This window comes from Rhodococcus sp. T7, assembly GCF_009872365.1.
GTDB lineage: Bacteria > Actinomycetota > Actinomycetes > Mycobacteriales > Mycobacteriaceae > Rhodococcus_F.
In genome coordinates, this window is the sequence record NZ_WXYH01000369.1 from 1 (window position 1) to 24,928 (window position 24,928).

Sequence of the window (24,928 nt, forward strand, 5' to 3'; positions counted from 1 at the left end):
CGAAGTGTGTGCGAGATGACCCCTCGACATATCGCGTGCACACTCGCGCGGCCCGGGGACGTGGTCGCCAACGGGAGCAGCGACGGACCGGATCCGGGACGGCAATTCGGTGCGCCGCCACAACCACAGCAGTAGGTGTCTGGGTGCGTTGATGCCTGGGCTCGACATCGGTGATACCGGGAGTAACCCCGGATGCTTCACCCCCTGTGTCGCCCGGAAGGGGCGGGTACAGGGTGTGTGGTCAAGGGTAATGACCCGGCGCTCGATGTTGAAGAGAATCGCTGGAAAGTAACTGCCATCACAGCCGGTGACGCGTTATGGGCGTGGAACTGCTCAGTCGCGCGGCGGGGGCTGCTTGATCTGGGTGCAGTCGACGGTGTCGCCGAATCCGGGGGTCTGGTAGAGGTCTCGGGCGTAAGTCGCCAGCGATTCACCCTGTCGAGGGTCGGGTATCCGTGGGATGACTGTTTCCCGATCGGAGAGGTGAATGAGCGAACACACCCCACACACCATCGACTACCCTGGCCGCACCTCGGAGATGGCGGAAGAGCCGCGTGACGAGATGCGCGCCTACCGGGGAAACGCACTGTTGGAGGGGCAAACGGGCACTGATCACCGGTGGGGACTCGGGGATAGGGCGTGCGGTGGCGGTCGCCTTCGCGAAGGAAGGCGCGGATGTGGCCATCGCGTATCTCGAGGAGAACGACGACGCCGCCCACACCGCCGGGTTGGTCGAAGCGCAAGGGCGGCAGTGCCGCACATTCGCCGGTGATCTCGCCGAGCCGCAGCACTGCCGGGATGTCGTCGCCCGCACGGTCTCGGAGTTGGGTGGGCTGGACATCGTCGTCAACAACGTGGCGTTCCAGGAGCCGGTCGACGATTTCCTCGAGCTGTCGGACGAGCAGTGGCGGCGCACGTTTTCGGTGAATATCGACAGTTACTTCCACGTGACGAGGGCCGCGGTGCCGCATCTCGGTCGGGATTCTTCCATCATCAACACCGGTTCGGTCAACGGACTGCGCGGGAACAAGGCGCTGATCGACTATTCCGCATCCAAGGGTGCGGTGACCGCGCTCACCTACTCGTTGGCTCAGGCGCTGTTGGATCGCGGCATCAGGGTCAATTGTGTTGCGCCCGGCCCGGTGTGGACTCCACTGATCCCGGCGACGATGGACGAGGAGAAGGTGGCCGATTTCGGGAAGCAGGCACCCTACGGGCGGGCCGCGCAACCCGATGAGATCGCACCGTCCTACGTCTTCTTCGCTGCCGGCCTGCTGTCGTCCTACTACTCCGGGGAGGTCCTCGCCCCACTCGGTGGCGAGACGCTACCGGGCTGACGAAGATCGGGTATCCACGCCTGGATGACGCGAAAGGTGTTCGATTCGAATGAATATCGAGATGAGGTGGACGTGAACCTGCTCGAGCGAAGCGTGCGTCGGCTCGAACATGCCCGCACTGTGGATCGGCCCGCGGACGCGGTGGTGGACGCCATCAACAAGTGGCTTCCAGCGGGTCGGGTCAAGGACGCGTTGTCCGGTACCGATCTGGGGCACCCTCTCCACCCGCTCCTGGTCACCGTTCCCATCGGGGCGTGGGTCAGCGCGGGCTTCCTCGACGTGCTCGGCGGCAACAGTGCGCGTCCGGCCGCGGCGAAACTGGTGGGTCTTGGGGCTCTTGCCGCCGTGCCGGCCACGCTGACGGGTGCGTCGGACTGGGCCGACACCCTCGGTGCCGAGCGCAGGGTCGGCGCAGTCCACGCGGCGTCGAACTACGCGGCCATCGCCTCGTACCTCGCGTCGTGGACCGCCCGAAGGCGCGGCCGTCACGGCGTCGGCGTCGGCCTGTCCGTGCTCGGTGCAGGACTGCTCGGAGTCAGCGGATGGCTCGGTGGCCATCTGTCCTACGCCGCCGGAGTCGGCGTAGATGCCACCGCGTTTTCCACTCTGCCCTCGGAATGGACGGATGCGGCCGCGGAAACAGCCCTGACCGGCAGGGACATGCTTGCCGTGCTCGTCGGCACCGTGTCGGTGCTACTGGTGAACCGAAGCGACGGCGTCGTCGCGCTGAGCAATCGCTGCACCCACCGAGGGGCTCCACTCGGCGACGGCTCCCTGCAGGAGGGGTGTGTCGAATGCCCGTGGCACGGGAGTCGCTTTCACGTGGCGGACGGTCGGATCGACCGAGGCCCGGCGACCCGGCCACAGCCGGTGTACGAGGCCCGCGTGCGGAACGGACGGATCCAGGTCCGGCAATCGGACGAACAGCGGACGCTTCGCACCAACCCCGTTGCCAGCGGCAATGATTGACGGCCCGCCGCGGCGATTGCGGCGCGGTGCGTGGGCCACGCCGGTGCGGGGTATACGGGCGCTATGTCGACTTCCGCCGCGCGTGTACTTCCTCGGGTTCTGGGCGTCTTGACCGCCGCATACAGTGTTGCGATCATCGCCTCACCGAAACTTCTCGCGAAGCCCTGCAAACTCACTCGCGCCGACGGCGTCGTCCCTCCCGAGGTCGCGACGGTGATCCGGGCGGTGGGGGTGCGTGATGCGGCGAGCGGCCTGGCCCTGGTCACGGCACCTGCCGGGGCGGCGCTACGCGCCGCAGTCGCGGTCCGGGTGGTCTCCGATTTCGGTGATGCCGCGGTCTTCGGACTCACGCTTCCCGACGCGGCGACCAAGGCAAAGGCCGCCGGCGTCGCCGCGGCATGGGGCACGTTGTGCGCCTACAGCGGGCGTCACACCGGATAGGGGCGTCGGCGCGCCGAGCAGCAGTGGCGGTGCGGGAGGGGTGGGGCACGCGGCCGAGCGACTGACCTCCTGAACAGCCCGCGGGACCGTCCGCTTACTGCGGTCGGTGGGATGGTTGGTGGGCGGTGAGCAGCACGTGGTCGAATCGGGTGCGCAGGCCGGTGTCGGGTTCGACCTCCTCGAATGCGGCGACGATGTGTTCGGCGATCGTGCGGAGCCGGGTGTTGGTTTCTTGTGAGCGCCAGGTGAGGATGTCGAACGCGCGGTCGGCGGGGATACCGTAGACCAGCATCAGCGCCCCCTTGGCTTGTTCGATTACAGCCCTCGATTGCTCGAGTTCGGCGACGGTTTCGTCGACCGAATCTTTGACGTCGCTGCGGTGGGAGTCGGTGATGTCGATGTAGAACCCGCTCGTGCCGATCACGGCGCCGGCGTCGTCGTGCATGCGGTCGCCGACGACCACGACGTGGCGGACTTTTCCGGTGGCGGTGATGATGCGATGTTTGCTGGAGAACGGTTCGGCGTCGTTGATCATCCGGTCCAGGACGCGTGCGACGTGCGGGTGGTCCTCGGGGTGTTTGTGGGAGAGCAGCAGTTCGGTGGTCGGCGTGACCTCGCCGGGCCGGTAGCCGTGCATTTGTGCGACGGCCTCGGACCATTCCCACCGTTGCCCGTCCAGGAAGAAGCGGAAGCTGCCCACCCGTTGCGGCTCACCGCCACCGAAGACCTGTTCAGAATCCACGCCTCATTTTCTAGCAAATCGCGCAGCCCGCAATTTGCTGGGCCGTCGGTCCTGCCCAGAACCGTGGATCAGCGGCGGGTGGTCGAGACTGCTGTCTCGTCTACGAGCGCCGGGACCAGGACAGATCGTCGAGACGGGCCGCGCAGGCATTCTCGTGGGCGACGATTGCCTCCTGCCAGTCCCGATCGGTCATGCCGAGCCGGTCGCGGATGGCTGGAGATGGAACCCTGAGATGCGTGGCGATGTGCGCCCACGACCTGCCCGCCTGGAGGGCCTCGATCACCGCGCGGGCGAGGCGCTCGTCGGTCTGGTCGCCATCAAGGACGGCATCAGCGCTGTCAACGGCCACGGGACGGTTGTGCGGTCTGGTGTGCTCGATGAGCGCGGAGTCGTATTTGCATCCATGCGACTCTAGCGGCTGCAGTGAAATGATGATATGGCGCTCCGGTGAATCGGTGGTGGGGCGCAGCGACGCTCACCGTGCAGCCGCGGCACGGTCGTCATCGGACGAGGTTGACCACCCGACTCGATATCAGCGATACTCGTCGGGCGGCTTCAGGTCGGGTTCTTACTACTCGGCGCGTCCGGACGGGAAATGCACCGACCCGTCGTTGCCGACGCAACCACCCTGGACCGGGCCGCTGCCGAAGAAGACGCCGTTGAGCTGCCCGCTGCCTCCGGGGGAGTTCGATCCGACTCCGGCACCCCCGACGCCGATCGCCCCACACTGGTAACTGTTCATGTCGTTCGGGGAGTCGTTGTGGACGTGGAGCTGTGTACCGGGTGTGTTCGGGTCTCCATGAAAGGCCGGTGCCGCCGCTGCGAAGCCGGAACCGAGTGCAAAAGCGGTGGCGATCGCGGCCGATGTAACCGCCGTGCGCAATGCGAACGTGTTCATCTGATCTCACCTTTGATTTGATTGTCGCCCGGCTTCCACCGGCCGATGAGTCTCGAGTTGCAGACAATGTCCGGAGTACCTGTTTCCCGATGGACCAATTATGGTCCGAGCGGTTGGTGGAAATCACCCCTTCGCGTGGTTACCGACAATCCGAATGCAAAGTCCACACCCGGCCGTCGCAGCCCTGCTCGTGGCTGCGAGTATGCCGCAGAGCCGAAACCGTTTGACACCGTGGAGTTCACGTCTGCGTACCGGAGGGCGCTAGCGTTGGGCGACCAGACATCCGCACGTTCGAAGGGGAAACTGCCACGCATGACCGATGACGAGAATTCGGACGGCAACGACGCGCACCCCGCCGCGACACCGCAGTTGCGTCGGCGGTTGGGGGTGTTCGACTCGGTGATGATCGGCCTCGGGTCCATGATCGGGGCGGGGATCTTCGCCGCGTTGGGGCCTGCCGCGTTCGCCGCCGGCGGGGCACTGCTCGTCGGGTTGGCCGTGGCCGCGGTCATCGCCTACTGCAATGCCAATTCGTCGGCCCGGCTCGCCGCGTTGTATCCGCAGTCCGGTGGCACCTACGTCTACGGGCGTGAACGCCTGGGACCGTTCTTCGGGTATCTCGCGGGCTGGGGCTTCGTGGTCGGCAAGACCGCCTCGTGTGCCGCGATGGCCCTGACCGTCGGTGCCTACGCCTGGCCCGGTCGCGAGCATCTCGTCGCGGTGGTCGCCGTCGTCGCCATCACCGCCGTGAATTACTTCGGTGTGCAGAAGTCGGCCCTGGTCACTCGGGTCATCGTGTTCACGGTGCTCGCCGTCCTCGCGGTTATCGTCATCGTGTGTCTGACCGGCCCCGACACCGGGTTCGACGGCCTGGAGATCACGTCCGGCCACGGCGTGACCGGGGTCCTGCAGGCCGCCGGTCTGCTGTTCTTCGCGTTCGCCGGGTACGCCAGGATCGCCACGCTCGGCGAGGAGGTGAAGGACCCGGCCCGGACCATCTCCCGGGCAATTCCCCTCGCCCTGGCGATCACCCTCGTCGTGTACCTGTGCGTGGCGGTCGCCGTCCTGAACGCGCTCGGTGCCGACGCCCTCGCGGCCGCGACGGATCCGCTCGCGCAGGCGGTTGCCGTTGCGGGATTCGGGGGTCTCGAGCCGGTCGTCCGGGTGGCCGCGGTGATCGCCGCGCTGGGCTCGCTGCTCGCCCTGATCCTCGGAGTCTCGCGGACGACCTTCGCGATGGCACGCGACGGCCACCTGCCGCGTCTGCTCGACGCCGTCCACCCCCGGTTCGCGGTGCCCTACCGGGCCGAGTTGGCGGTGGGTGTGGTGGTGGCCGTCCTCGCCGCGACCGCGGACCTGCGCGGCGTCATCGGGTTCTCCTCGTTCGCGGTGCTGATCTACTACCTGATCGCCAACGCGTCCGCCTGGACGCTGTCCGCGAAACCGTGGCCGCGTCTGGTGGCGGTCGTCGGTGCCGTCGGATGCATCGTCCTCGCCGCGTTCCTTCCCCTGGCGTCGGTGATTCCCGGTGTGATCGTCCTCGCGCTCGGGGCCGTGATCTACGCGATCCGCGCATCCCGTCGTACCTGATCCAAGCGCCTGATCCAAGCGTCGACGCGCGATCGGCACGAGGTGCAGTTAATCTGTCATCGGTGCGATTGTCGATCGCGCCCTCGTCGCCGGAGCCGATGTGTTGCGAAAATCTGTCCGCAGCTGAATCTTTCCCTTGCTTCATCGAGCTGTGCCCGCATTCCCAGTGCCCTGACCGTGTTCGGTGTTCGAGAGGGGAATGACTCCACATGTCGGAACTCCACTGGATAACGCGAGGCCGGTGCCGAGACGGAGACCCGGATCGGCTCTTCGTGCGAGGAGCCGCCCAACGCAAGGCCGCCGCGCTGTGCCGGCACTGCCCGGTGCTGATGGAATGCGGCGCGTATGCGCTCGACAATCGCGTCGAATTCGGCATCTGGGGTGGGATGACCGAACGTCAGCGCCGGGCACTGCTCGAGGCGCATCCGCATGTCCGCTGGGCCGAGCTTTTCGCGAAGCGTTCGCGTGCGCGGTAGCCCTCACCCGGTCAGGTAGAGAAACTCGACCGCCGCTGCCACAGCGACTGCGGCGCTGTGGCAGCTCGATCGGGGGATCAGTACGGCAGCGAGGAGCAACTGGGGTGGTCGACGACGGCCTGACCCTGGCACATTGCGCCCTGCGCGTCGTCGTCGAAACGGTCGCGCCGATCCCGGTCGCGGTTGTCACGGTCCGACTGTGAGGTGACGGCGACGTCACCGCCGCCCGTCGAAGCGGGCATGGCGTGCGCGATTCCGGCCGCGCCGGTGACGGAGAAGGCGACTGCGGCGAACATCAGGCCGGCGCGAATGGCGGTGTGGCGAAACATGCGGAGTCCTTGCTGGTGGGTGGTCGAGTGTTCCTTGACCACACCAACACTGCCCCCGGAGGGAGCCGGTCGACAGCCACCCAAGGGTGCTCATTATCCACCCCCTGTGGGAGCAAGCGGTGCGTCAGGCCCGTCGGCGCCCTGTCGCATGTCGTCGGCGGTTCGCTGTGGCTTCGCGCAACGCGGTGCGCAGTCCCGCACGCCGTCCGGTGCCTCCGTCGGAGGGCGGGGTGAGGGCGGTGCGGAATTTCAGTTCGGACGCGGTCTCGGGAGCGTCGTCGGCGGTCGCGGACAGGAACCGGTCCGGGAACGCCAGTTTGTGGATGGTGCGTAGGGTCAGGAAGTATTGCTTGGCAAGCGAACCCGTGGTGTATGGCAGATCGTATTTCTCGCACAACGCGCGGACCCGCGTCGCGATTTCTGCGTAGCGATTACTGGGAAGGTCGGGGAACAGGTGATGCTCGATCTGGTAGCAGAGGTTGCCGCTCAGGAACGCCAGAACCGCTCCGGCCCGGAAGTTGGCTGTGCCCAGCATCTGGCGTAGATACCATTCGGCCCGGGTCTCGTGTTCCAGTTCCGCGGCCGTGAACTTCTCTGCGCCGTCCGGGAAGTGCCCGCAGAAGATCACGACGTACGCCCACAGGTTTCGCAGCAGGTTGGCCGAGAGGTTCGCCTTCAGCGTCCGTCTCCACCGCCGCCCGCTGACGGCGGGGAAGAGCACGTAGTCCTTGCCGGCCTGTCGAGCGATCTTGCCGAGCAGTGCTCGGGTGTGGGCACTCTTCTCGGCGGCGGTGTCGACGCGGTCCCGTTCGGAATACAGGCCGTGCAGGGCGATGCCCCATTCGAATGTGGACGCCAGCAACAGGTTCCGCAGCGGCTGCAGTAGATTGTCCGGCTTCCAGGGTTGGTCGCGGGTGATGCGGATGACGCCGAACCCGAGATCGTCGTCCATCCCGACCACGTTGCTGAACACGTGGTGGCGATAGTTGTGCGAGTACTGCCACTGGGACGACACGCCTGCCATGTCCCACTCCCACGTGCTGGAGTGGATTTCGGGGTCGTTCATCCAGTCCCACTGGCCGTGGGAGACGTTGTGCCCGATCTCCATGTTCTCCACGCTCTTGGCCAGAGCCAGGGCCGTGGTCCCGAGGATCCACCCGATTCGCGCCCGACTGCAATGGATCACCAGGCGCGCAGCGGCATCCAGCGCACGCTGGAACGCGATCGTGCGACGGATATAGGTGGCATCGCGCTCACCGAGCGAATCGGTGATGTCTCGCCGGATGGCGTCGAGTTCGGAGCGGAGCGCCTCGACATCCTCCTCGGTGAGATGTGCGTATTCCTTGATGTCGGATATCGCCATATTCGACTCCCGATTTCCGGACCGCTCCGTGCTTCACCCTGAAGTGAACGCCGCATTCCTCAGGCTGTCAACACTGTAGATCTACAGTTCAGGCCTACAGTGTTGGTGGAGGTGTCGTGAATGGCCGATGAGCCCGAACGTCGTTCGATCCACTCCGACGGCGGTCCGATTACCCGGGAGCGGATACTCGAAACTGCGCTCGAGATCGTCGACCGGGATGGAATCGACGGGCTGTCCATGCGCCGCCTCGGCAAGGCGCTCGACCGCGACCCGATGACTCTCTACCGTCACGCCCCGAACAAGGCCGCGCTGCTCGACGGTCTCGCGGAGCGCGTGCTCGACGAATTGGAGGTCGATACCGGCGACGGCGATTGGGCTACCCAACTTCGGGAGGTCGCGCGGGGTTTCCGCCGGCTGGCCCTCGCCCATCCTCAGGTCGTGCCGCTCCTGGTCACCCGGCCGCTGTCGACGCCGCTCGGGCTCAGGCCGCTCGGCACCCTGCGCCCACTCGAGGACATCCTGACCCTGCTGACCCGGACGGGTTTCACCGACGCCGACGCCCTGCACGTCTATCGGGCGTTGTTCGGTTTCCTCTACGGCCACGTCCTCAACGAACTGCAGGAACTCGTCGAGCGCCCCGAAGAATCCGACGACCTCCTTCGCCTCGGCCTGCATCGTCTGCCGATCGGCGAGTTCCCGCTCCTGCGGGGTCTGGCACCGGTGCTGGCGTCCTACGACGGCGCCGCCGAACTCGAACGCGGAGTCGACATCCTCCTGGCCGGCCTGACCGCGACGCTGAAGCGCGGGGACAGCTCACCTCCGGGGTGAGCGAGCAGTCCGTCTGTAATCGGCTCAGCCGACGCCGACAGTCTGTCGCTCGGGCTCGATCACGGCCACGACGCGCTCTTCGTCTCGGGGGTAGGGCGCGCCGGTGTATTTCGTGGACAGCTGGTCGATGATCTCCCACGCGGTATCGCCGTCGAGCCATTCGACGACGCGCCCTCGGACGACGACGGGCTCGAACGGATTGTCGACGGGTGCGATGGACAGTGCCATCCGCGGGTCGCGGCGCAGGTTGCGTGCCTTGCGTGAGCCGGGGCCGGTGAGGAAGACGATTCGGTTGTCGTGGGTGCCGATCCAGAGGGGAACGGTGTGGGGCGAGCCGTCCGGGAGTGCCGTGGCGAGGTGAGCGATCGAGGTGCCGTCGAGTACGCGGCGCACGTCGGGATCAAGCATGGGTCTGCTCCTTCATCGGGGTTGCCGGCGCGAAGCCGGGGTCGTGGGGGTGGGCCCGCCGTCGGCGAGGGTCATCGGACCACCGCGTAGCGGAGATGGGTCACGCCGGGCGCCGGGACGGCCTCCAGTAGACGGAGTTGTACGTGCTCCGGAAGTTCCTGGAAGAAACGGCGACCGGCGCCCAGCAGGACGGGCACCTGGTGCAGGACCACCTCGTCGACGAGCCCGGCCGTCAAGGCCGCGGTCAGGACTCCGCCGCCCATGAGGCTGACGTCCTTGTCTCCGGCGGCTTCGCGCGCCGCCGCGACCGCGTCCTCGATGCCGCTGGTGACGAGCGTCTGTTGCTCGGACAACTCCGGCACGGGCTGATGGCTGAGGACGAACACGCGAGCGGTCGGGTGAGGGCTGCCGCCGCCGAAACGACCGGAATCCTCGTAGGTGTTGCGTCCTGCAACGACCGCACCGACGCGTCCGGCGAGCGTGTCGAAGATCCGGGCGCTGGGCTCGCTCAGACTGAACCCGTCGAATAGCCGACTGGGGGTGTCGCCGTCGCCGTACCAGTCGAACAGGGATGTGCCGTCGCCGATTCCGTGACCGGGTCCCGGATTGCGGCCGGTGATGTAACCGTCGACCGAGACTGCGTGGGCGCTGATGACCTTGCTCATTCGTGTTCCTTTCGGGGTTCCTTCAGGAGACTCCATGAGCGTAACAGTGCGAGTTTCTTGAGGGAACCCCAATTGGTAGGCTGGATTCATGCAACGCACAGATTTCGGTGGGATGGCGTGCTCGATCGCGCGAACACTCGACGTCATCGGGGAGCCCTGGTCGCCGCTGATCCTGCGTGACGTGTGGGCCGGATTCACCCGGTTCGAGCAGATTCAGGCCGACCTCGGCATCTCGCGCAAGGTCCTGACCGAACGACTCAACCACCTCGTGGAGCGCGGAGTGCTCGAGCGCCGGCCCTACGACCGACGGCCGCGGTACGAATACGTTTTGACGGAGAAGGGCATTCAACTCCTCGACGTTCTGATGGCAATGGCCACCTGGGGTGACAACTGGCTCGCGGGGGAGGCGGGCCCGCCGGTCCTCTACCGCCACCACGCGTGCGGCGAGATCAGCAAAGTCGACCTGCGCTGCGCACACTGCGGCGAGTCGATGCACGCCGGCGACGTCGAACTACTTCAGGGTCCCGGTGCTGCGGTGTGAATGTCGTTTCACTCGCGCAGGACTGAGTGCGTGCCGTCGGGACGGTACTCGGTGAGCTGACCGTCCTCGGACAGCGCGACCGTGGTGACTCCCCGGGCTGCAAGCGTGCCGCCGTAATCGGTGGTGGCCAGTTGTTCTTCGATCGCCGCGTCGATCTCGGCGTCGAACACCATGCCTTCTTCGATTCCGAGTTCACCGAGCGGCAACCGGCCGGCGAGAGCGTCCTCCACTCGGCGCCGGGCCGCGGTCTGCCGACTCGAGACCGCACGCCCCATCCGAGCCCAGTGTTCGAGTTGCTGGCGTCCTGTCCGGTGCTGCCGTTCTCCTTCGGCCATGGCGCTGGCCACCAGGTCCGCTGCTCACCTGGAGCGCCGGATGCAGGACGCTGTCGCCGATGGAGAGGGCGACGACCCTGCTACTCGTGCAAAAGTTATGTGCCGCAGAAGGTTTGGAATGTTCTGGTGAATGACGGCGGGGCGGGTGTGGCGTAGTCGGCCCACTCGTCGCGGCGGTCGAATGGATGGGTGACGACCTCCAATAGCTTCTCGAACGGGGCGAGTTCACCGTCGGTCGCGGCCCGGAGTGCTGCGTCGAGCTGATGATTGCGTGGGATGTACATCGGGTTGATGCGGTCCATTGCGTCTGCGGTCTCCGCTGCCCCGCGCCCGTGTTCTTGCAGGGCGCCGCGCCAGCGTTGCAACCACGGCCAGGTGTGTTCGCGCGGTGCGAGGGCGTCCAGAGATGTCGAGTTTCCGCGTAATTCGTCGGCGAGAGCGCGGAAGCCGCTTGTCCAATCGATGCCGTGGTCCTTCATCAGCGTCAGAAGGTCGTCGATCAGTGCTCGGTCGAGGGGTGTGCCGGCCATACCGAGCTTTGCCGCCATACCGGCCGCGTAGTGGCTGTCGTAACGCTGATCGAAGGTGTCGAGGGCTGCCGATGCCGCCGCGATCGCGTCGTCCGGTGTGGAATCGATCAGCGTGAGCAGCGTTTCGGCGAAGCGCGCCAGATTCCACTTCAGCACAGCGGGTTGGTTGCCGAACGCATAGCGGCCGCCGTGGTCGATCGAACTGAACACCGCTGCCGGATCGAATGTGTCGAGGAAGGCGCACGGACCGTAGTCGATGGTCTCCCCGGAAATGGTCGTGTTGTCGGTGTTCATCACCCCGTGCACGAAACCGGTGAGCATCCACCGTGCCACCAGTGACGCTTGCGCCTCGACGACGGCCTCGAAGAATCTCAGGTAGCGGTTGCCGGCGCCGGTCGTCGGCAGGTCGGTCAGCTCCGGGTAGTGGCGGGCGATCGCGTAGTCGGCGAGCGGTTGCAACAGCCCGCCCTGCCGCGCGGCGTATTCGAAGGTGCCGACCCGGAGGTGGCTGGCCGCGACCCGGGCGAGCACGGCCCCGGGTTCGGTGCCGTCTCGGTGCACGTGCCCGCCCGTCGCGACCACCGACAGCGCGCGGGTGGTGGGGATGCCGAGGGCGTACATGGCCTCGCTGACGAGGTATTCACGCAGCATCGGGCCGACTACTGCGAACCCGTCGCCGCCTCGGGAGAACGGCGTTCGGCCCGAGCCCTTGAGATGCAGATCGACGCGCTGCCCATCACCGCTGGTCAGTTCGCCGAGCAGCAACGCCCGACCATCCCCGAGGAGTGGTACATATCCTCCGAACTGGTGGCCCGCATATGCCATCGCCACCGGTTTGGCTCCGGTCGGTGCCGTCGATCCGGACAGGACACCGACCCCGTCCTCGCTTCGCAGTGCCTGTACGTCCAACCGCAGCGTCGCCGCGAGCGATTCGTTGAGCACGAGCATCGTGGGGTCGGGTGCGGGAGCGCCCTGCCACGGCACCGTTAGGGCGCCCAGCTCGTCGGCGAAGGTGCTCTCGAGGCCGGACACCGCGGTGTTCGTGCCCACTGTGGAATCCGGGATTGCAGCCATCATGACAGGGTAATCGCCACGAGACTGGCGGCTGCATCACGCGGGGCACAGCCGATCCCACGTGAGCACCCACACGGTGCGGGTGCCCGGCCTCCTTCATCGGTGGGGAGTTATCGATGGTTGGCCTGGTCAAGGACGCTGGAGCGATCGATTTGGCTCAGTGGACGGGGTCGGTGGGGGTGGGTATTGTGAGGTCGGTGATTCATTGTGAATCAATCCGAGGAGGTGCTTGTCGTGGACACCATCGACCGCAAGGCCGTCGCCGCTCTCGATGTGGCGGCTGCCCGGCGCAGGATCGCCGACCTCGATGTCCTGCGGGCGGTGGCCGAGGCGAACGCCGCCAACATCACCCAACGGGTCATCCATGAGCACATCGGAATCTCGCAACCGACGATTCATCGCATGCTGCGCACCGTGCTGGAGAACCCGGCTCTACTCGATCGAACACCGACCGAGGTCATCGACCGCCGCGCCGCCGGCGAGATCAGCGACGACGAGATGATGCAGATTCTGCTGGACTGGCAGTTCACCTTCGGCCGCGTCCCGGTCAGCGGTGGAGTGTCTGCCGATGCGTACGAGCCCGGCAGCTGGGACGAGATCGAACGCGCCTACTACCGCGGATTGCTGACCGGCGATGAGATCGGTCGGCTGATGGAGCGAAACAGGGAAGCCCTCGAACAGGCGGCACGGTCTGCGTGAACTACCCGGATCCGTTGCGCGGTACCGTTGCCGCGCAGCTGGCCGCCATGTCTATGCCCGGCGGCCCGCTACATACCAAGTCCGACACGAACACGATGGTCCGGTTCGCGGCATCCCCTACCCGGCTGCGGTTCCGCCGCACGGTCATCGACCGGTATCTCGCACGGGCCACCCCGCTGCGCGAGGGACGCTCGGCGATCCTCACCGCCGGCGCACCCGGGGCCGGGAAAAGCACCCTGCTCCGCGAACATATCCCCGACTTGGACGGATACCGCAGCCTCGACGCCGACGAGGTCAAAGAACTTCCTCATCGGACAGGCACTCCGCGACGGTGACTATGCGGAACTACTCGGCACGAACCTCGCGGACGGCGCACCGCTGGCGCCGCGGGAGTTGGCAGCGTTGGTCCACGACGAATCCACCGCCCTGATCGATCAGATCCGCCATCTGTGCCTGGACCGCGGCGAGAACGTCCTGATCGAGGGAACACTCCGGTGGCCCGGACACGGCCCCAAGGTGTACGAGGAACCGGTCCGCGCCAACTACACCTCGTTGCGGGTCATCGGAGTCGAAGTACCCCGAGGCATCGCGCACGAGCAGGCACTGTCCCGCTGGTGGCAGGGTCGCCTCGCCTGGCATGTCGACTCTTCGTCGCTCGGTGGACGGTTCACCCCGCCCGCGGCGATCGACGACTGCTACGACGACGCCGCGATGTCGAAGTGCGCCCGCAACGCCCAGACGCTCGCCGCGGCGGCGCGCAACAGTGAAGGTGTGACGGTGGTGGAACTCGAACTGTTCCGACGCTCCGCGGCCGGAGGATTCGAAACAATCGAGTAGATGGTCACGTTCGCTGTCACGTTGACGGGTCAGTGGGAAGGCAACCGCTTCCTCGACACCCTCATCGACTACCTTCGGGGCTTGGAATCCCACGCGACCTGCTGATCAGCTCGGGTTCCATCGGCACCTGGCGTGCTCGGTATGCTGCACGCATGGCACGGATCCGGTCTGTTCTCGCGCAGGGGCTGAACATCGTTCAGCTCGCGTGGGTTGCCGTGCTGACATTGGTGATCGCTGCGACGCTCGCGATCGACGGGCCGACTGCAATCGTGGGCGCCGCGGTGGCGATCGTTTTCCTGCTCGCCGTCGCAGGTCAAGCGCGGTCGCCGTTGCACCTGCTGACGGAGCCGGCCACCGGTCCACCCCGTGAGGAGCAGCGCCTGCGTGGCGCGTTCCGTCGTCAGAGCGCCCCGGACACCCCCGGCCGCCCTCGCCTTCCCCGAGCACCCGGACGGGTCCTGGCCGCCGCCGCGTAGCACCTTCGGGTACTGCGTCGGCCGCCTCGTCGACCCAGTCCCAAATTCACGTCCCTGCTCCTCGAATCAGGCGTGAAACTCCGACTCGCACGATGCCGCGGTCTCGCCGCGCCGTGCAGCAAAGAGGTGCTCCCATGCTCGACTTCATCTATTACCCCGTGTCCGCGATTCTGTGGTTCTGGCACACGGTGTTCGGCGCGGTACTCGGCCCGGACAACGGCGTCGCCTGGGCCCTGGCGGTGGTCTTCCTGGTCTTCACCCTCCGGACCCTTCTACTCAAACCCGCGATCAAACAGGTCCGCACGACCCGCCAGATGCAGGAACTCGGACCACAGATCAAGGCACTGCAGAAGAAGTACGCCGGCGACCGGGCGCGTCAGGCCACCGAGATGCAGAAGCTGCAGAAAGAGCACGGGTTCAATCCGTTGATGGGCTGTCTGCCGGCATTGGTGCAGGCGCCGGTGTTCATCGGCCTGTATCACGTGCTGCGCTCGTTCAACCGCACCGGAACCGGACTCGGCCAGCTCGGGATGTCGCCCGAGGCCAACGCGCACACCGCGAACTACATCTTCAGTGCCGCCGACGTGCAGTCGTTCCTCAGCGCTCGCCTGTTCGGGGCGCCGATCTCGGTGGCGATCACCAGCCCGCAGAGCACCCTGGCGTCGTTCGCCTCGCACGGGGGAATCCCGACGGTGGCCACGATCGCGGCGGTGGCGATTCCCCTGATGGTGATCGCCGGCCTGGCCACCCACTTCAACGCGAGGGCCTCGCTGGCGAGGCAGAGTCCGGAGGCAGCCGCGAATCCGCAGTCCGCGATGATGAACAAGATGGCGCTGTGGGTCTTTCCCCTCGGCGTTCTGGTCGGCGGCCCGTTCCTGATGATTGCGATACTGCTGTATTGGGTGAGCAACAACATCTGGACCTACGGTCAGCAGCATCTCGTGTTCGCCCGCATCGACCGGGAAGAGGCAGCGAAGGAGCGTGCGGTGGTCGAACGCCGCGACTAGTTACCCGTCGAAGTCGCGGAAGAGGTAGTTGTCGATGTTCGGCCCCACGCGCTGAGCGAGGATGTCGATGGGGGCGTTGGCGACGTCGGGTAGCAGGAGGATGTATTTCGATATCGCCAGCCCGGCCGTTTGGCTGACCACGAGTGCGTAACGCTCGTCCTGGTGATCGCTGCGGATGACACCGCCGAGTGCGCGCTGCACGAGTCCGAGAAAGAAATCGCGCACTCGCATGGCGATCTCGTCGTGCGTCACGGCGACGCGCAGCAGCGCGATTGCGCGTGCGCGTTGTTGTGGGTTCGTCTCCCAGAATTCGAGTACGCGTCGGACGAAGATCTCGCCGGGCGCGTCGGTCTCGGGGGTGATTCCGGAGAACACGGTCTTCGCGTCGACCTCCGGCTGCAGGGCGGCCACGAGCAGCGCGTTCTTGTTGCCGAAGTAGTGATGAATCAGCGCTGGGTCGACTCCGGCCCGGGCGGCGATGGCGCGCATCGTCGTTCGGTCGAAGCCTCTATCGGAGAACAGCTCTCGCGCCGACCTCAGAATGGTGTCGCGTTTGCCGGCGGAATCTGCGACGACCTTCGGCCTGCCGGGAGCGCGACTATCCATGCGCTCCGGCACGCGCGAGGACCAGCATGCGCTCTTCGATGGTGGCGCGCACGGGCCGGATATCGGCGGCGATGCCGGCTGCGTCCAGTACGGAATCGATCGTCGCCGGATCCGTGTCCGGGACTCGGATCGCACGGCCGTCCAGGATCACGGGGACCCCGGCATCGTTCAGTGCCGCAAATGCCTGTGCCCAATCCGGTGTGTGCACCGCGACCGCGCGGGTGTCGCCGATGATGTCGTCCTCGCTGCCGGCGCCGACGAGTTGCCCGGACGACATCAGCAACAGGCGATCACACTGCTGCGCTTCCTCCATGTAGTGGGTGGTGACCAGGACGCCGACGCCGTTGTCGGCCTGGTGCCGGATCGTGTCCCACAGTCTTGCGCGGGACAGTGCATCCACTCCGGAGGTCGGCTCGTCCAACACCAGCACGGTGGGTTTGTGTGCCAGCGCCACGACGAACGCCACCTGTCGTTGCGCGCCCAGGGCAAGTTCGCGGACGAGGGTGTTGCGCGCATCGTGGAGTTCGGCAGGGACACCCGGCACGGGAACACCGTAGGCCTCCGCGCTGAAGGCCAGGTTCTCTTCGACGGTCAGATCACGGTAGAGGCCCAGGTTCTGGGGCACGTAACCCATGTGTGCCCGGCGCGTTCGGTCCGGCGGGCCGCCGAGCAATTCGACGGCTCCTTCCGTCGCGGCGAGCAGACCCAGGAGCATCCGGATCAGCGTGGTCTTGCCGGCTCCGTTGGCTCCGAGAAGACCGACCACCTCGCCGGGGGCGACCGTCATCGACATCGAGTCGACGGCCGTGAAGTCACCGAACTTCCGGGTCACCGAACGTGCCCGTAGTACCTCAGCGGTCATGACGTCCCGACCTCCTGCCGGCGTGTCAGCGATAACGCGATGACGATGTCTTCGAGGTCTGGCGTGATGGTTGCGGCGTCGGTGTCTGGATGGCCGTCCTCCCAGTATTCGTGACGCTCCCGGCCACGGCGCCATGACCATTCGGGTCGCACCGGATCCGTTGCCGAGGTGATGGTGCCGGTGAATCCGGCGCGCACCTCGTCGTAGGAGCCCTGGGTCAGGATTCGGCCGGAGTCGAGGACGACGAGATGCCCGGCGCGCTCGGCCTCGTCGAGGTATGTCGTCGACATCACCACGGCTGCACCGTCCGCGGCGGCCTCCGAGATCATTCGCCACAGGTCGATGCGGCTCACGGGGTCGACGCCGGTGCTCGGTTCGTCGAGGATCAGCATCTTGGGTTTGTGCAGCATCGCCATCGCCGTGCCCAGTTTGCGCCGCATCCCTCCCGACAACGCGGAGGCGAGTCGGTCCGCTGCATCACCCAACCCGGACCGGTCGATGAGTTCCTCGCGCCGCTCGGCCAATTCGCTGCCGCCCAGGCCGTAGATGCCGCCGACGAAATCCATGTTCTGCCGGACCGTCAGGGCCGCCCAACTTCCCGGGCCCGCGCAGAGGAACCCGATTTCGTGTTTACCCGGGGCGTGAACGGTCCCGGTGTCGGGGAGGACCTCCCCGACGAACGTCCGCAACAGGGTCGACTTCCCCGCCCCGTCTCCGCCGACCAGGGCCACCACCTGGCCTGCGGGAACCTCGATGCTCACTCCGTCGAGGGCTGTTCGGTCGCCGAACCGGACGACGACGGAGTCGGTCGCGGCGATCATGCGGCGTCCGCACCGGTCGGATCGACCGATTTCGATGGCTCCGGCTTGCTCGCCTTCGAGACGTCGGGCGCGAGATCTCGCCGGAAACGAAGCGTCGACCCGGTGAAGACCACGATCGCCATCACGGCCAACACGACCAACGGCAACCACAGCGACGATATCGGTGCATCACGCAACATGACGCCCTGCGAGATCATCGTGAAATAGGTCAGCGGAAGCAGGTAGCCGATCCAGCGAACCCCTGCCGCCATCGCGTCGAGCGGAAAAATCATGCCGGACAATAGAATCTGTGGCATCAGGAACAAGAAGGCCGTTTGGATGGCCTGCCCGGTGGTCTGCGAGATCGTCGAAATCAGCACACCGAGACCGAGAACCACGAATAGGAAGAGCGCGGCGCCCAGCGCAAACACCAGCACGTTGCCGTTGAACGGCACCCCGAACAGCACCATGCCCAGCACTGTCACCACGATCATGTCCAGCGCCGCAAGCAGGAAGTACGGCACGATCTTGCCCAAGATCACCTGACTCGGACGTATCGGCATGACGGCGAGTTGTTCGAGGGTCCCGGCCTCACGCTCACGAACCAGACCGATGCTGGTGACGATCGTGCCGATGAAGGTGAGAATCAGGCCGATGATCGCCGGCACCATCACCCACGACGTTTTCAGCTCCGGATTGAACAACACCTCGGTGCGGACCTGGTCGCCGAGTTTGTTCAGAATCGACACGGTCGACTGCGCAGCGAACAGATTCGAGCCGTCCACCATTGCCGTCGACTGCTCGGCCGGGGTCGACCCGGTCACCACGACGACGTCGACCTTGTTCTCCCGCAACAGGTCCGTCGCTTGCGCGGTCGAGCCGTCGACGTCGGTCTGTGTCACATCGAAGTAGGCCGGCAGAGATGTACTCACCGCCTGAGCGGACGGACCCACGACTGCCGTTTTGACCGAGGACACATAGAAGTTGGCCGCGTAGCCGAAGATCACCAGTAACAGGAGCGGCAACGCGATCAACATCGCCAGGGTGCGGGGGTCCCGCCGAAGTTCGCGAAATTCCTTGAGAATCATGGCGCGCATAGTCGATGCTAGGCACGCCGAGTGACCAGGGTCAACAGTTGATGAATTACACGCCGTGTCGGCAATCAGTCGTCGATCAGCGGCGAAGGGCATCGTCCAGCATGCGGATCAACTCGCCGACCCGCCCGCCGCCACCCGGTGCCGCCGGAAAACGTCCGAGTACGTCGACGACGACCGGTGTCGCACGCTGGACCGCCTGCCCGACGTGTCGGGCGCCGCCGACCCGATCGTCCCCGGCGACGAGTTCGGCCGCTCTGGCCGCGTACGCGGCCGCTCCGAGAATGTGCTTGACCTGGGTGGCCTTCGCCAACGGATGCAGGTAGGCGGCGCCCGCCGCGGCCATCGCCGCCCACGCCGCCTCGCGCGCCGCCTCGGTGTCCGTGCCCTTGGCGGCCGCGAGCGCCGCCCACGCTGCGTCGCGCAGAGATTTCCCGCGCTCACCACCCCGGGCGAATTCCCACGCGGTAGCGATCGCGTCGCGGGGCCGGGGGTCGCCCGGTTGATCGGCCTCGAATATCTCGAGCACCCCCTCCGCGCACCCCGCGGCGAACGCGGTGACCTCACGAAGATCCTGATTACTCAGAACGATTTCCGTTGCTTCCCGTGCCATGGATCCATTTTCGACCACCGGCCGCCGGGGCATCGAGACTGTCCCCCAAAGTGGACTGTGGCGCACGACACAGCCGATCGTAGCCTTCCTGGCACCGACGAAAGTGCGTGTTCAAGACAATCCCACGCCCACGAATGGGCCGAACGGAGTATGTGATGAGCGGAGACCTGAACGAGGTCGGGACCGGTGTCAACCTATTCACCGCAGGGGAGGTTCGCGGTACCGCGAGATGGTTCAACGACACGGCCGATGTGCTGTCGATCGACGACGACGATCTCGAGGACACGATCGCGTTCGTCAGCAAGGGTGGTATGACCTTCCTGTCGCCGATCCTGCCGGACCTGCGCGCAATCGTCTGTACGGCCGGTAGCCGGGAATCGCACCTCGCGATCCTGTCTCGAGAGTCCGACGTGCCCTGCGTGCTCGCCGCCGAACTGACCGGAACCGTCGCAGACGGCGACACCGTGGTGCTGGACCTGTCGGATACCGAGACCGCACGCGTGGCCGTCGCTGCAGGGGCGGTGACGGCGTGACCGCACAACTGACCACTCCCGTGAACGTGGAGGCTCTGTACACCGACCCGGCCTACGAGCCCACACTCGAGGAATGGAACTGGCTCGTGCACGCCGCAGGTGCGGCCTACAAGTCCGAACTGTCCGCGCGGACCGTGTTCGAGTCGGAACTGTTCGGCATGAACACCTACATCCTGATGTCGATGATGGAGGACTACCTCCGGGTGCCCGAGCGCATCCGTATCATCCGGCAGCACGCCACCCCCACCGAACTGGTGCGCAAGGCTCTGCCCATCGGCAACAAGCGCAGCTTCATCAACCTCGCGGCCACCCCGCTGCACTACCTCACCGGACGTGAACTGTTCGTCGACCTCGGAGAGAACACCCTGTCGGACGGTCTGGAAGACCAGCTCGAGGTGCTCCGCTTCTGGCGCGAGGCGACCATCGCCATGCGCACTGACAACGTCCTGTTCAACATGGACGCGGAGCCGCAGAACAGTTCGCATGTCATCGACGACGACTTGCTGGCGGAGATCCGGTCCCACCTCGTCCCCGCCGACGACGAGGTCAAGGCGGGGATTCGCAAATTCGGTGCGCGGCTGACCGCGTACGCATTCCTGGAGAACTGCGACGCGCGCACCGCGGTGTGCGACACCGGGCCCTATCAGCTCGAGGACGGCACGTTCCTGGCGCTGCGCGAGACCTGCGCGGACGGCGACGGAGACTTCCCCTGGGTCGACGGCATCCGCGAAACGCTGCCCTACCACCATTTCGTCATCGCCCACCGGCTGCCCGCCACTGTGAAAATGGACAACAATGTCTGGGGCACGGCCTGGTTCACGCCCAGCGACTACCAGGCCGACATCATCGAAACCCGCGTGTTCTGCACCGACGGTGGCACCCTTCGCCCACTCGGTGCCGACGAGGTCGACGAGGCCACCAAGGCGATCCGCAAGGCACACCGAGCGCTGTATCAGCGGTTGGCCGAAACCGATGCCGAAGAACGCAACCTGTACGCCACCGAGATGTACGCGTGGAAGCTCAAGGCGTGGGCTCGACTCGCCGGCTGCTACGACGAGATCGATTGGGCCATCACGCCGCGGATCGCCGAATCCTTCCAGAAGTTCAGCGATCCCGACCTCGCGCTGCAGTTGATCGGCGGTGTCTTCGTTCCGCAGGACCGCGACGGGTGCTTCCGTCCACTGGGAGGCTGAACCATGTCAATTCTCGGTAAGGGAAATCCGTCGTACGCCTTCGCGCCGGTCACGGGAACAGTGCACCATTTCCGGTCGCCGGACGACGTGATCGCTTCCCTCGACAGCGATCTCGAGTCCACGATCGCGCTCGTCGCGTCGGGTGGCACGACATTCCTTTCGCCGATCCTGGGCCGGCTCGGGGGAATCGTCTGCCTGGATGGAACACTCCGCTCGCACCTGGCGATCGTGTCACGAGAGTTCGAGGTCCCGTGCCTGGTCGGCACCGAACTGTCCGACGACATCCCCGACGGCACCGAGGTCACGCTCCGTATCGAGGAGCAGTCGGGGGTCGTTGCTTCCCCGGATCCTGACATCGCATCGGACTCGTCCGCGGATGTGAGCGCCGCGTGGTGGGAATACATCCGGCGCGTGGGAGACGAGATCGCCGTCAAGGACTTCACGGTCGACGTGTCGGGCGCCGCGCTCGAGGCACTCATCGCCGAGGAACTCACCGACGACCGTCTCGACGACCTCGTCCAGCACATGGGCCGGGCATTCAAACCGGAATTGACGCGCCGCTCCGGTTTCACCTCCGAACTGTTTCCGATGCTGCCCTATATGTCGCTGTCGGTCATCGAGGACTTCCACAGCTACGTGGATCGGATACGCGTGATCGACGCGGCTGTGCCGGCCGAAGAGTTGGGTCGCCAGTTGCGTGAGGGGCCGAACAAGGTCAGCCCGCTGTGGATCTGGATGATCGGCTATCACTTCCTCTGCGGTCGAGAGTGCCTGATACAAATGGGCACCATCGAGCCCGGTGACCATCGGGAGGATATTCGCACCGTCGTGGATTTCTGGCGCCGCCTCACCCTGGCGCACCGTGGTGACGGCACGCTCGACTACAAGGACGCCGGATTCACCAACCGCTACCTGTCGCCGGCAGTCGTCGACGAGCTGTCCGGCGCTGCAATCGCGTTGGACGCGACCACCGCGAAGAGCCTCAAGAGGCTGAACGCGACGGTTTCGGGATACTCGTTCCTGTACTTCTGTGATTCACGGGTCGGTATCTGCGACTCCGGTCCGTATCCGCGGCCGACGGGAAACAGGCAGACGATCGTGCGGGACTATCTCTCCCTCGGCCCCAGTTCGTGGGCGTATCCGTGGACGGACGATCTGGACCCGCCCTACACCGGATTGACGATGGTCCTGACGTTCGACCGCTCGAAGTTCACCGAGTTCGAAATCAACGACTGGGGAACCACGTTCACCGAGCCGGATCAACTTCTCGCTGTGGTCGACGAAGCCGCCGTGTACGGGTATCGCGCCGACGGCACCCGTGAACTGATCGCGCCGGAAGACTGGCCGGGTGTTGCCGCGGATCTCAGCCGATGCCACATGGGTCTGTATCAGAAATTCGCCGCCATGGACCGGAGTGACCGAATCATGGCCGCCACCACCATGTACACCTCCGGTCTTCGCCCCTTTGCCGCGCTGGCCGGGGTGACGGATCACGTCGACTGGGCGATGTCGCCGAAGACCCTTGCGCTCTACCCTGATCCATTCGATGACGACGACAAGGCTGCGGCCATCTTCGGAGGTGCCCTGGTGGCACACGACATGCCCGGATCCTTCTCGCCCATCCGCCCGAACTCCTGAGAGGAGGCGTTCACATGCGCCAATCGATGCAGAAACTCATTCACGCCGACGAGCTGTTGTGTCACCAGACGCCCGAAACCTTCGCGACCATCAGCCACGCCGACACGTCCTGGACGGAGAAACTCTGGGCGTCGCTGTTCGCCCGCGACGGGTCCATCCAGGTCGACATCGGCCTCGGGAAATACCACAACCGGAACGTGATGGACATGTTCGCCGGCGTCTCGCGAGGCAAGGAACAGCTGACGGTCCGTGCCAGCAGGCAGCTCGATCTCGACGGTGAGCGGATCGGCGTGGGACCCTTGGACTACGAGGTCATCGAGCCCCTCCGTCAGGTGCGCTGGGTCCTGCAGGAGAACGACGTGGTCCCACTGCGATTCGACCTCACCATCACCGGAGTGCTGCCGCCGTTCCTCGAACAGAAGGACGTCCAGCGCGAGTTGCAGGGCTTCCGGGTGCAGTCCGACCTCCTCCGGTACCACCAGGCGTCGACGATCAGCGGTGAGATCTGGATCGACGGCGAGCGTATCGAGGTCCGGGACGAGGAGTGGTTCGGCTTCCGCGACCACTCCTGGGGAGTACGGATGGACGTCGGCGAGACGGCGCCCGACGTCTTCAAGCCGCAGCGCCTCGACGGCGACTTCATCCTCACCTGGAGTCCGATGTGGCTGCAACGTCCCGACGGAAGTAGTTACGAAATCCATCACTACCTGCAGTGGGTCGACGGAGCCGTGACCTACTTCTCGGGTTTCGAGAACCTGCCGGACGGCACTCAGCGGCAGCTTCACGGGATGCGGGACGAACTCAAGTACGATCCCGTCAACCGCCGCCTCCTCGGGGGCAAGATGACGTTCGACTCCGGTTGGGGTGAGACCCGTACCCTCGAGATCGAACCGATCAGCGACACCGGATTCCATCTCGGTACCGGACTGTATTTCGGCTTCAAGGGCCATCGCCACGGGCAGTGGCACGGTCCTTCGCATCTGGACGGCGAGCGGTATGCCGATGTATCCGAGGAGAATACGGCGCGCGAGGTGCACCAGTTGCGTGACTGTGTGATCAGGGTTCGTGAAGGCGACGCCGTCGGATACGGCATCTTCGAATCGATGGTGATCGGTGAACATCCCCGCTACGGGCTGACGAAGGAGAGTTCCTTCCTCTGACCGGAGCGTGACGGGGCCGCGGACGAACAGTCCGCGGCCCTTTTGTCATATCCGCTGCGCCCGCGCCAGCAGCGCCAGTTCCATCCGCGACTGGCAGCCCGTGGTGGTGAGGATTCGGGTGACGTACTTCTTCACGCTGTCCTCGGCAAGGGAGAGGATCTCGGCGATCTGCGCATTCGACAATCCGTCCGCGACGAGTCGGACGACCTGCCGCTGCCGCACGGAGAGCCGTGCGAGGGCGGCCTGCGACTTCGACGCGGGCAGGCCGCGAGCCATGGCGGACAACTGCTGGCTCAGCAGGCGCAACGTAGCCGCCTCGGAGGCGCCGATCTTGCCGGGCTCCGGGTCGAACATCCCCAGCAAAGCCGTGTGTCCCGCACTCAACTCCAGGCGCAATGCGGCAGCGGTCTGCATGCGCCACGTGGAGGAGAGGAAGTATCGGACGTAGGCGTCGGCCGCCGCGGGTACCTGGCCCATCGACTGCAGTTCGTCCAGTGAAGACACGCCGCTGGAGACGAGTTGCCGCATCGCGGCCGGCGTACCGAAGATGTCGTAGCGAGCCCACCGGTCCTGATATTCGGGCAGCATCTTGGCGGTTTTGCCCACAGTCAGGGGTGCCGAGTCCTCGAACACGGTGTGGAAGGTCGCGCCGGCGAAGAACGAGACATGCCTCAGGGCGAAGTGCTCACTGATCGCCTCGACGGCCCGTTCCTTGAAGTCGGGAAGGCAGGCCGCGCCGGAGCACTGTTCGAGGACGTCGAAGGCGCGCTCGTAGTCGGCCTTGCTCAGGTTGGCTCGGAATGGGGAGCGGTCCCGGGACGAGGACTTTGCGCTCGGCGTCGTCCCGGAAGTGTCCCCCAACGTGGACTGGGTCACACCACGGA

Annotated in this window: 29 protein-coding genes and 2 pseudogenes; 16 read left to right on the forward strand and 15 right to left on the reverse strand. The window is 65.8% G+C overall.

What is annotated here, in order from left to right:
- The first annotated feature begins 487 nt into the window (after nucleotides 1-487).
- The 3 genes and pseudogenes from MLGJGCBP_RS39330 to MLGJGCBP_RS39340 all read left to right on the forward strand — a co-directional run bounded on the left by MLGJGCBP_RS39330 (nucleotide 488) and on the right by MLGJGCBP_RS39340 (nucleotide 2,747).
- A pseudogene (locus tag MLGJGCBP_RS39330) lies at nucleotides 488-1,337 on the forward strand (SDR family oxidoreductase).
- A 72-nt stretch (nucleotides 1,338-1,409) separates the two neighbouring features.
- Entirely contained in the window at nucleotides 1,410-2,306 is an 897-nt protein-coding gene (locus tag MLGJGCBP_RS39335; RefSeq protein ID WP_160102641.1) for a Rieske 2Fe-2S domain-containing protein, read from the forward strand.
- 108 nt (nucleotides 2,307-2,414) lie between these two features.
- Nucleotides 2,415-2,747 carry a hypothetical protein gene (locus MLGJGCBP_RS39340; protein WP_236581633.1) on the forward strand — a complete coding sequence of 111 codons (333 nt, stop codon included), beginning with the start codon at nucleotides 2,415-2,417 and terminating at the stop codon, nucleotides 2,745-2,747.
- Nucleotides 2,748-2,841: 94 nt separating this feature from the next.
- Here the strand turns inward: MLGJGCBP_RS39340 and MLGJGCBP_RS39345 are convergent, their stop codons facing one another.
- The 3 genes from MLGJGCBP_RS39345 to MLGJGCBP_RS39355 form a co-directional block, all read right to left on the reverse strand.
- The gene (locus MLGJGCBP_RS39345) at nucleotides 2,842-3,489 is read right to left on the reverse strand and encodes a PAS and ANTAR domain-containing protein (protein WP_160102643.1); all 648 of its coding nucleotides are present in this window, start codon (nucleotides 3,487-3,489) and stop codon (nucleotides 2,842-2,844) included.
- Between the two features lie 100 nt (nucleotides 3,490-3,589).
- A complete protein-coding gene (locus MLGJGCBP_RS39350) occupies nucleotides 3,590-3,838 on the reverse strand; it encodes a hypothetical protein (RefSeq protein ID WP_160102644.1) in 249 nt (82 codons plus the stop codon).
- A 222-nt stretch (nucleotides 3,839-4,060) separates the two neighbouring features.
- Nucleotides 4,061-4,387 (reverse strand): hypothetical protein, encoded by a 327-nt coding sequence (locus MLGJGCBP_RS39355; protein WP_160102645.1) that lies wholly within the window; start codon nucleotides 4,385-4,387, stop codon nucleotides 4,061-4,063.
- A 312-nt stretch (nucleotides 4,388-4,699) separates the two neighbouring features.
- On the opposite strand from MLGJGCBP_RS39355, the gene MLGJGCBP_RS39360 reads away from it, so the two are divergent.
- Together MLGJGCBP_RS39360 and MLGJGCBP_RS39365 are read left to right on the forward strand one after the other, a co-directional pair.
- On the forward strand, nucleotides 4,700-5,977 hold the full coding sequence (locus MLGJGCBP_RS39360) for an APC family permease (RefSeq protein ID WP_160102646.1): 1,278 nt from the start codon (nucleotides 4,700-4,702) through the stop codon (nucleotides 5,975-5,977).
- Nucleotides 5,978-6,186: 209 nt separating this feature from the next.
- On the forward strand, nucleotides 6,187-6,453 hold the full coding sequence (locus tag MLGJGCBP_RS39365; protein ID WP_160102647.1) for a WhiB family transcriptional regulator: 267 nt from the start codon (nucleotides 6,187-6,189) through the stop codon (nucleotides 6,451-6,453).
- Between the two features lie 77 nt (nucleotides 6,454-6,530).
- Here the strand turns inward: MLGJGCBP_RS39365 and MLGJGCBP_RS39370 are convergent, their stop codons facing one another.
- Nucleotides 6,531-6,782: a hypothetical protein gene (locus MLGJGCBP_RS39370; protein ID WP_087556368.1), complete on the reverse strand. Its 252-nt coding sequence runs from the start codon at nucleotides 6,780-6,782 to the stop codon at nucleotides 6,531-6,533.
- Nucleotides 6,783-6,906: 124 nt separating this feature from the next.
- Complete coding sequence (locus MLGJGCBP_RS39375; RefSeq protein WP_160102648.1) at nucleotides 6,907-8,145, reverse strand: fatty acid desaturase family protein; 1,239 nt, start codon at nucleotides 8,143-8,145, stop codon at nucleotides 6,907-6,909.
- A gap of 120 nt (nucleotides 8,146-8,265) precedes the next feature.
- Here MLGJGCBP_RS39375 and MLGJGCBP_RS39380 point away from each other — a divergent pair, with 120 nt between their 5' ends.
- Entirely contained in the window at nucleotides 8,266-8,973 is a 708-nt protein-coding gene (locus tag MLGJGCBP_RS39380; RefSeq protein WP_160102649.1) for a TetR/AcrR family transcriptional regulator C-terminal domain-containing protein, read from the forward strand.
- Between the two features lie 24 nt (nucleotides 8,974-8,997).
- On the opposite strand, the gene MLGJGCBP_RS39385 is transcribed toward MLGJGCBP_RS39380, so the two are convergent.
- A complete protein-coding gene (locus MLGJGCBP_RS39385; RefSeq protein ID WP_160102650.1) occupies nucleotides 8,998-9,381 on the reverse strand; it encodes a PPOX class F420-dependent oxidoreductase in 384 nt (127 codons plus the stop codon).
- 71 nt (nucleotides 9,382-9,452) lie between these two features.
- Nucleotides 9,453-10,046 carry a dihydrofolate reductase family protein gene (locus tag MLGJGCBP_RS39390; RefSeq protein ID WP_160102651.1) on the reverse strand — a complete coding sequence of 198 codons (594 nt, stop codon included), beginning with the start codon at nucleotides 10,044-10,046 and terminating at the stop codon, nucleotides 9,453-9,455.
- An 88-nt stretch (nucleotides 10,047-10,134) separates the two neighbouring features.
- Here MLGJGCBP_RS39390 and MLGJGCBP_RS39395 point away from each other — a divergent pair, with 88 nt between their 5' ends.
- Nucleotides 10,135-10,587: a winged helix-turn-helix transcriptional regulator gene (locus MLGJGCBP_RS39395; protein ID WP_160102652.1), complete on the forward strand. Its 453-nt coding sequence runs from the start codon at nucleotides 10,135-10,137 to the stop codon at nucleotides 10,585-10,587.
- 8 nt (nucleotides 10,588-10,595) lie between these two features.
- Here MLGJGCBP_RS39395 and MLGJGCBP_RS39400 read toward each other — a convergent pair whose 3' ends face one another.
- Nucleotides 10,596-10,937: a TA system antitoxin ParD family protein gene (locus MLGJGCBP_RS39400; protein WP_268960815.1), complete on the reverse strand. Its 342-nt coding sequence runs from the start codon at nucleotides 10,935-10,937 to the stop codon at nucleotides 10,596-10,598.
- 80 nt (nucleotides 10,938-11,017) lie between these two features.
- On the reverse strand, nucleotides 11,018-12,526 hold the full coding sequence (locus MLGJGCBP_RS39405) for a protein adenylyltransferase SelO (RefSeq protein ID WP_442972142.1): 1,509 nt from the start codon (nucleotides 12,524-12,526) through the stop codon (nucleotides 11,018-11,020).
- 234 nt (nucleotides 12,527-12,760) lie between these two features.
- Between MLGJGCBP_RS39405 and MLGJGCBP_RS52395 the strand changes: the two genes are divergently transcribed.
- From MLGJGCBP_RS52395 to yidC, 5 genes and pseudogenes are all read left to right on the forward strand, one after another.
- Entirely contained in the window at nucleotides 12,761-13,225 is a 465-nt protein-coding gene (locus MLGJGCBP_RS52395) for a helix-turn-helix domain-containing protein (RefSeq protein WP_236581634.1), read from the forward strand.
- Nucleotides 13,222-13,560: a hypothetical protein gene (locus MLGJGCBP_RS39415; RefSeq protein ID WP_160102655.1), complete on the forward strand. Its 339-nt coding sequence runs from the start codon at nucleotides 13,222-13,224 to the stop codon at nucleotides 13,558-13,560. The genes MLGJGCBP_RS52395 and MLGJGCBP_RS39415 overlap by 4 nt, the downstream gene beginning before the upstream one ends.
- A 67-nt stretch (nucleotides 13,561-13,627) precedes the next feature.
- Entirely contained in the window at nucleotides 13,628-14,062 is a 435-nt protein-coding gene (locus tag MLGJGCBP_RS39420; RefSeq protein WP_160102657.1) for a zeta toxin family protein, read from the forward strand.
- Between the two features lie 152 nt (nucleotides 14,063-14,214).
- Nucleotides 14,215-14,538, forward strand: a complete 324-nt coding sequence (locus tag MLGJGCBP_RS39425) for a DUF6412 domain-containing protein (protein ID WP_160102659.1) — start codon at nucleotides 14,215-14,217, stop codon at nucleotides 14,536-14,538.
- 134 nt (nucleotides 14,539-14,672) lie between these two features.
- Nucleotides 14,673-15,539: pseudogene (gene yidC, locus MLGJGCBP_RS39430) on the forward strand (membrane protein insertase YidC); the annotation flags it as partial.
- Between the two features lie 6 nt (nucleotides 15,540-15,545).
- On the opposite strand, the gene MLGJGCBP_RS39435 reads toward yidC, so the two are convergent.
- From MLGJGCBP_RS39435 to MLGJGCBP_RS39455, 5 genes are all read right to left on the reverse strand, one after another.
- Nucleotides 15,546-16,151, reverse strand: coding sequence for a TetR/AcrR family transcriptional regulator (locus MLGJGCBP_RS39435; protein WP_160102663.1), 606 nt, complete (start codon nucleotides 16,149-16,151; stop codon nucleotides 15,546-15,548).
- Nucleotides 16,144-17,013 carry an ABC transporter ATP-binding protein gene (locus MLGJGCBP_RS39440; RefSeq protein ID WP_160102665.1) on the reverse strand — a complete coding sequence of 290 codons (870 nt, stop codon included), beginning with the start codon at nucleotides 17,011-17,013 and terminating at the stop codon, nucleotides 16,144-16,146. Before MLGJGCBP_RS39440 ends, MLGJGCBP_RS39435 begins: the two co-directional genes overlap by 8 nt.
- Nucleotides 17,010-17,834, reverse strand: a complete 825-nt coding sequence (locus MLGJGCBP_RS39445; protein WP_087556054.1) for an ABC transporter ATP-binding protein — start codon at nucleotides 17,832-17,834, stop codon at nucleotides 17,010-17,012. Before MLGJGCBP_RS39445 ends, MLGJGCBP_RS39440 begins: the two co-directional genes overlap by 4 nt.
- Nucleotides 17,831-18,910, reverse strand: coding sequence for an ABC transporter permease (locus MLGJGCBP_RS39450; protein ID WP_160102667.1), 1,080 nt, complete (start codon nucleotides 18,908-18,910; stop codon nucleotides 17,831-17,833). The genes MLGJGCBP_RS39445 and MLGJGCBP_RS39450 overlap by 4 nt, the downstream gene beginning before the upstream one ends.
- Before the next feature lie 76 nt (nucleotides 18,911-18,986).
- A complete protein-coding gene (locus MLGJGCBP_RS39455; RefSeq protein WP_160102669.1) occupies nucleotides 18,987-19,520 on the reverse strand; it encodes a putative immunity protein in 534 nt (177 codons plus the stop codon).
- A gap of 155 nt (nucleotides 19,521-19,675) precedes the next feature.
- Here MLGJGCBP_RS39455 and MLGJGCBP_RS39460 point away from each other — a divergent pair, with 155 nt between their 5' ends.
- Genes MLGJGCBP_RS39460 through MLGJGCBP_RS39475 form a run of 4 tightly spaced genes read left to right on the forward strand, consistent with a single transcriptional unit; the run spans nucleotide 19,676 to nucleotide 24,044 of the window.
- Complete coding sequence (locus tag MLGJGCBP_RS39460; RefSeq protein ID WP_087556370.1) at nucleotides 19,676-20,053, forward strand: PEP-utilizing enzyme; 378 nt, start codon at nucleotides 19,676-19,678, stop codon at nucleotides 20,051-20,053.
- A complete protein-coding gene (locus tag MLGJGCBP_RS39465) occupies nucleotides 20,050-21,246 on the forward strand; it encodes a hypothetical protein (protein ID WP_236581635.1) in 1,197 nt (398 codons plus the stop codon). Before MLGJGCBP_RS39460 ends, MLGJGCBP_RS39465 begins: the two co-directional genes overlap by 4 nt.
- A 3-nt stretch (nucleotides 21,247-21,249) precedes the next feature.
- On the forward strand, nucleotides 21,250-22,884 hold the full coding sequence (locus MLGJGCBP_RS39470) for a PEP-utilizing enzyme (protein ID WP_160102671.1): 1,635 nt from the start codon (nucleotides 21,250-21,252) through the stop codon (nucleotides 22,882-22,884).
- Between the two features lie 14 nt (nucleotides 22,885-22,898).
- Nucleotides 22,899-24,044: a hypothetical protein gene (locus MLGJGCBP_RS39475; RefSeq protein WP_236581636.1), complete on the forward strand. Its 1,146-nt coding sequence runs from the start codon at nucleotides 22,899-22,901 to the stop codon at nucleotides 24,042-24,044.
- Nucleotides 24,045-24,089: 45 nt separating this feature from the next.
- Here MLGJGCBP_RS39475 and MLGJGCBP_RS39480 read toward each other — a convergent pair whose 3' ends face one another.
- Nucleotides 24,090-24,920: a helix-turn-helix transcriptional regulator gene (locus MLGJGCBP_RS39480; RefSeq protein WP_160102673.1), complete on the reverse strand. Its 831-nt coding sequence runs from the start codon at nucleotides 24,918-24,920 to the stop codon at nucleotides 24,090-24,092.
- Nucleotides 24,921-24,928 lie beyond the last annotated feature (8 nt).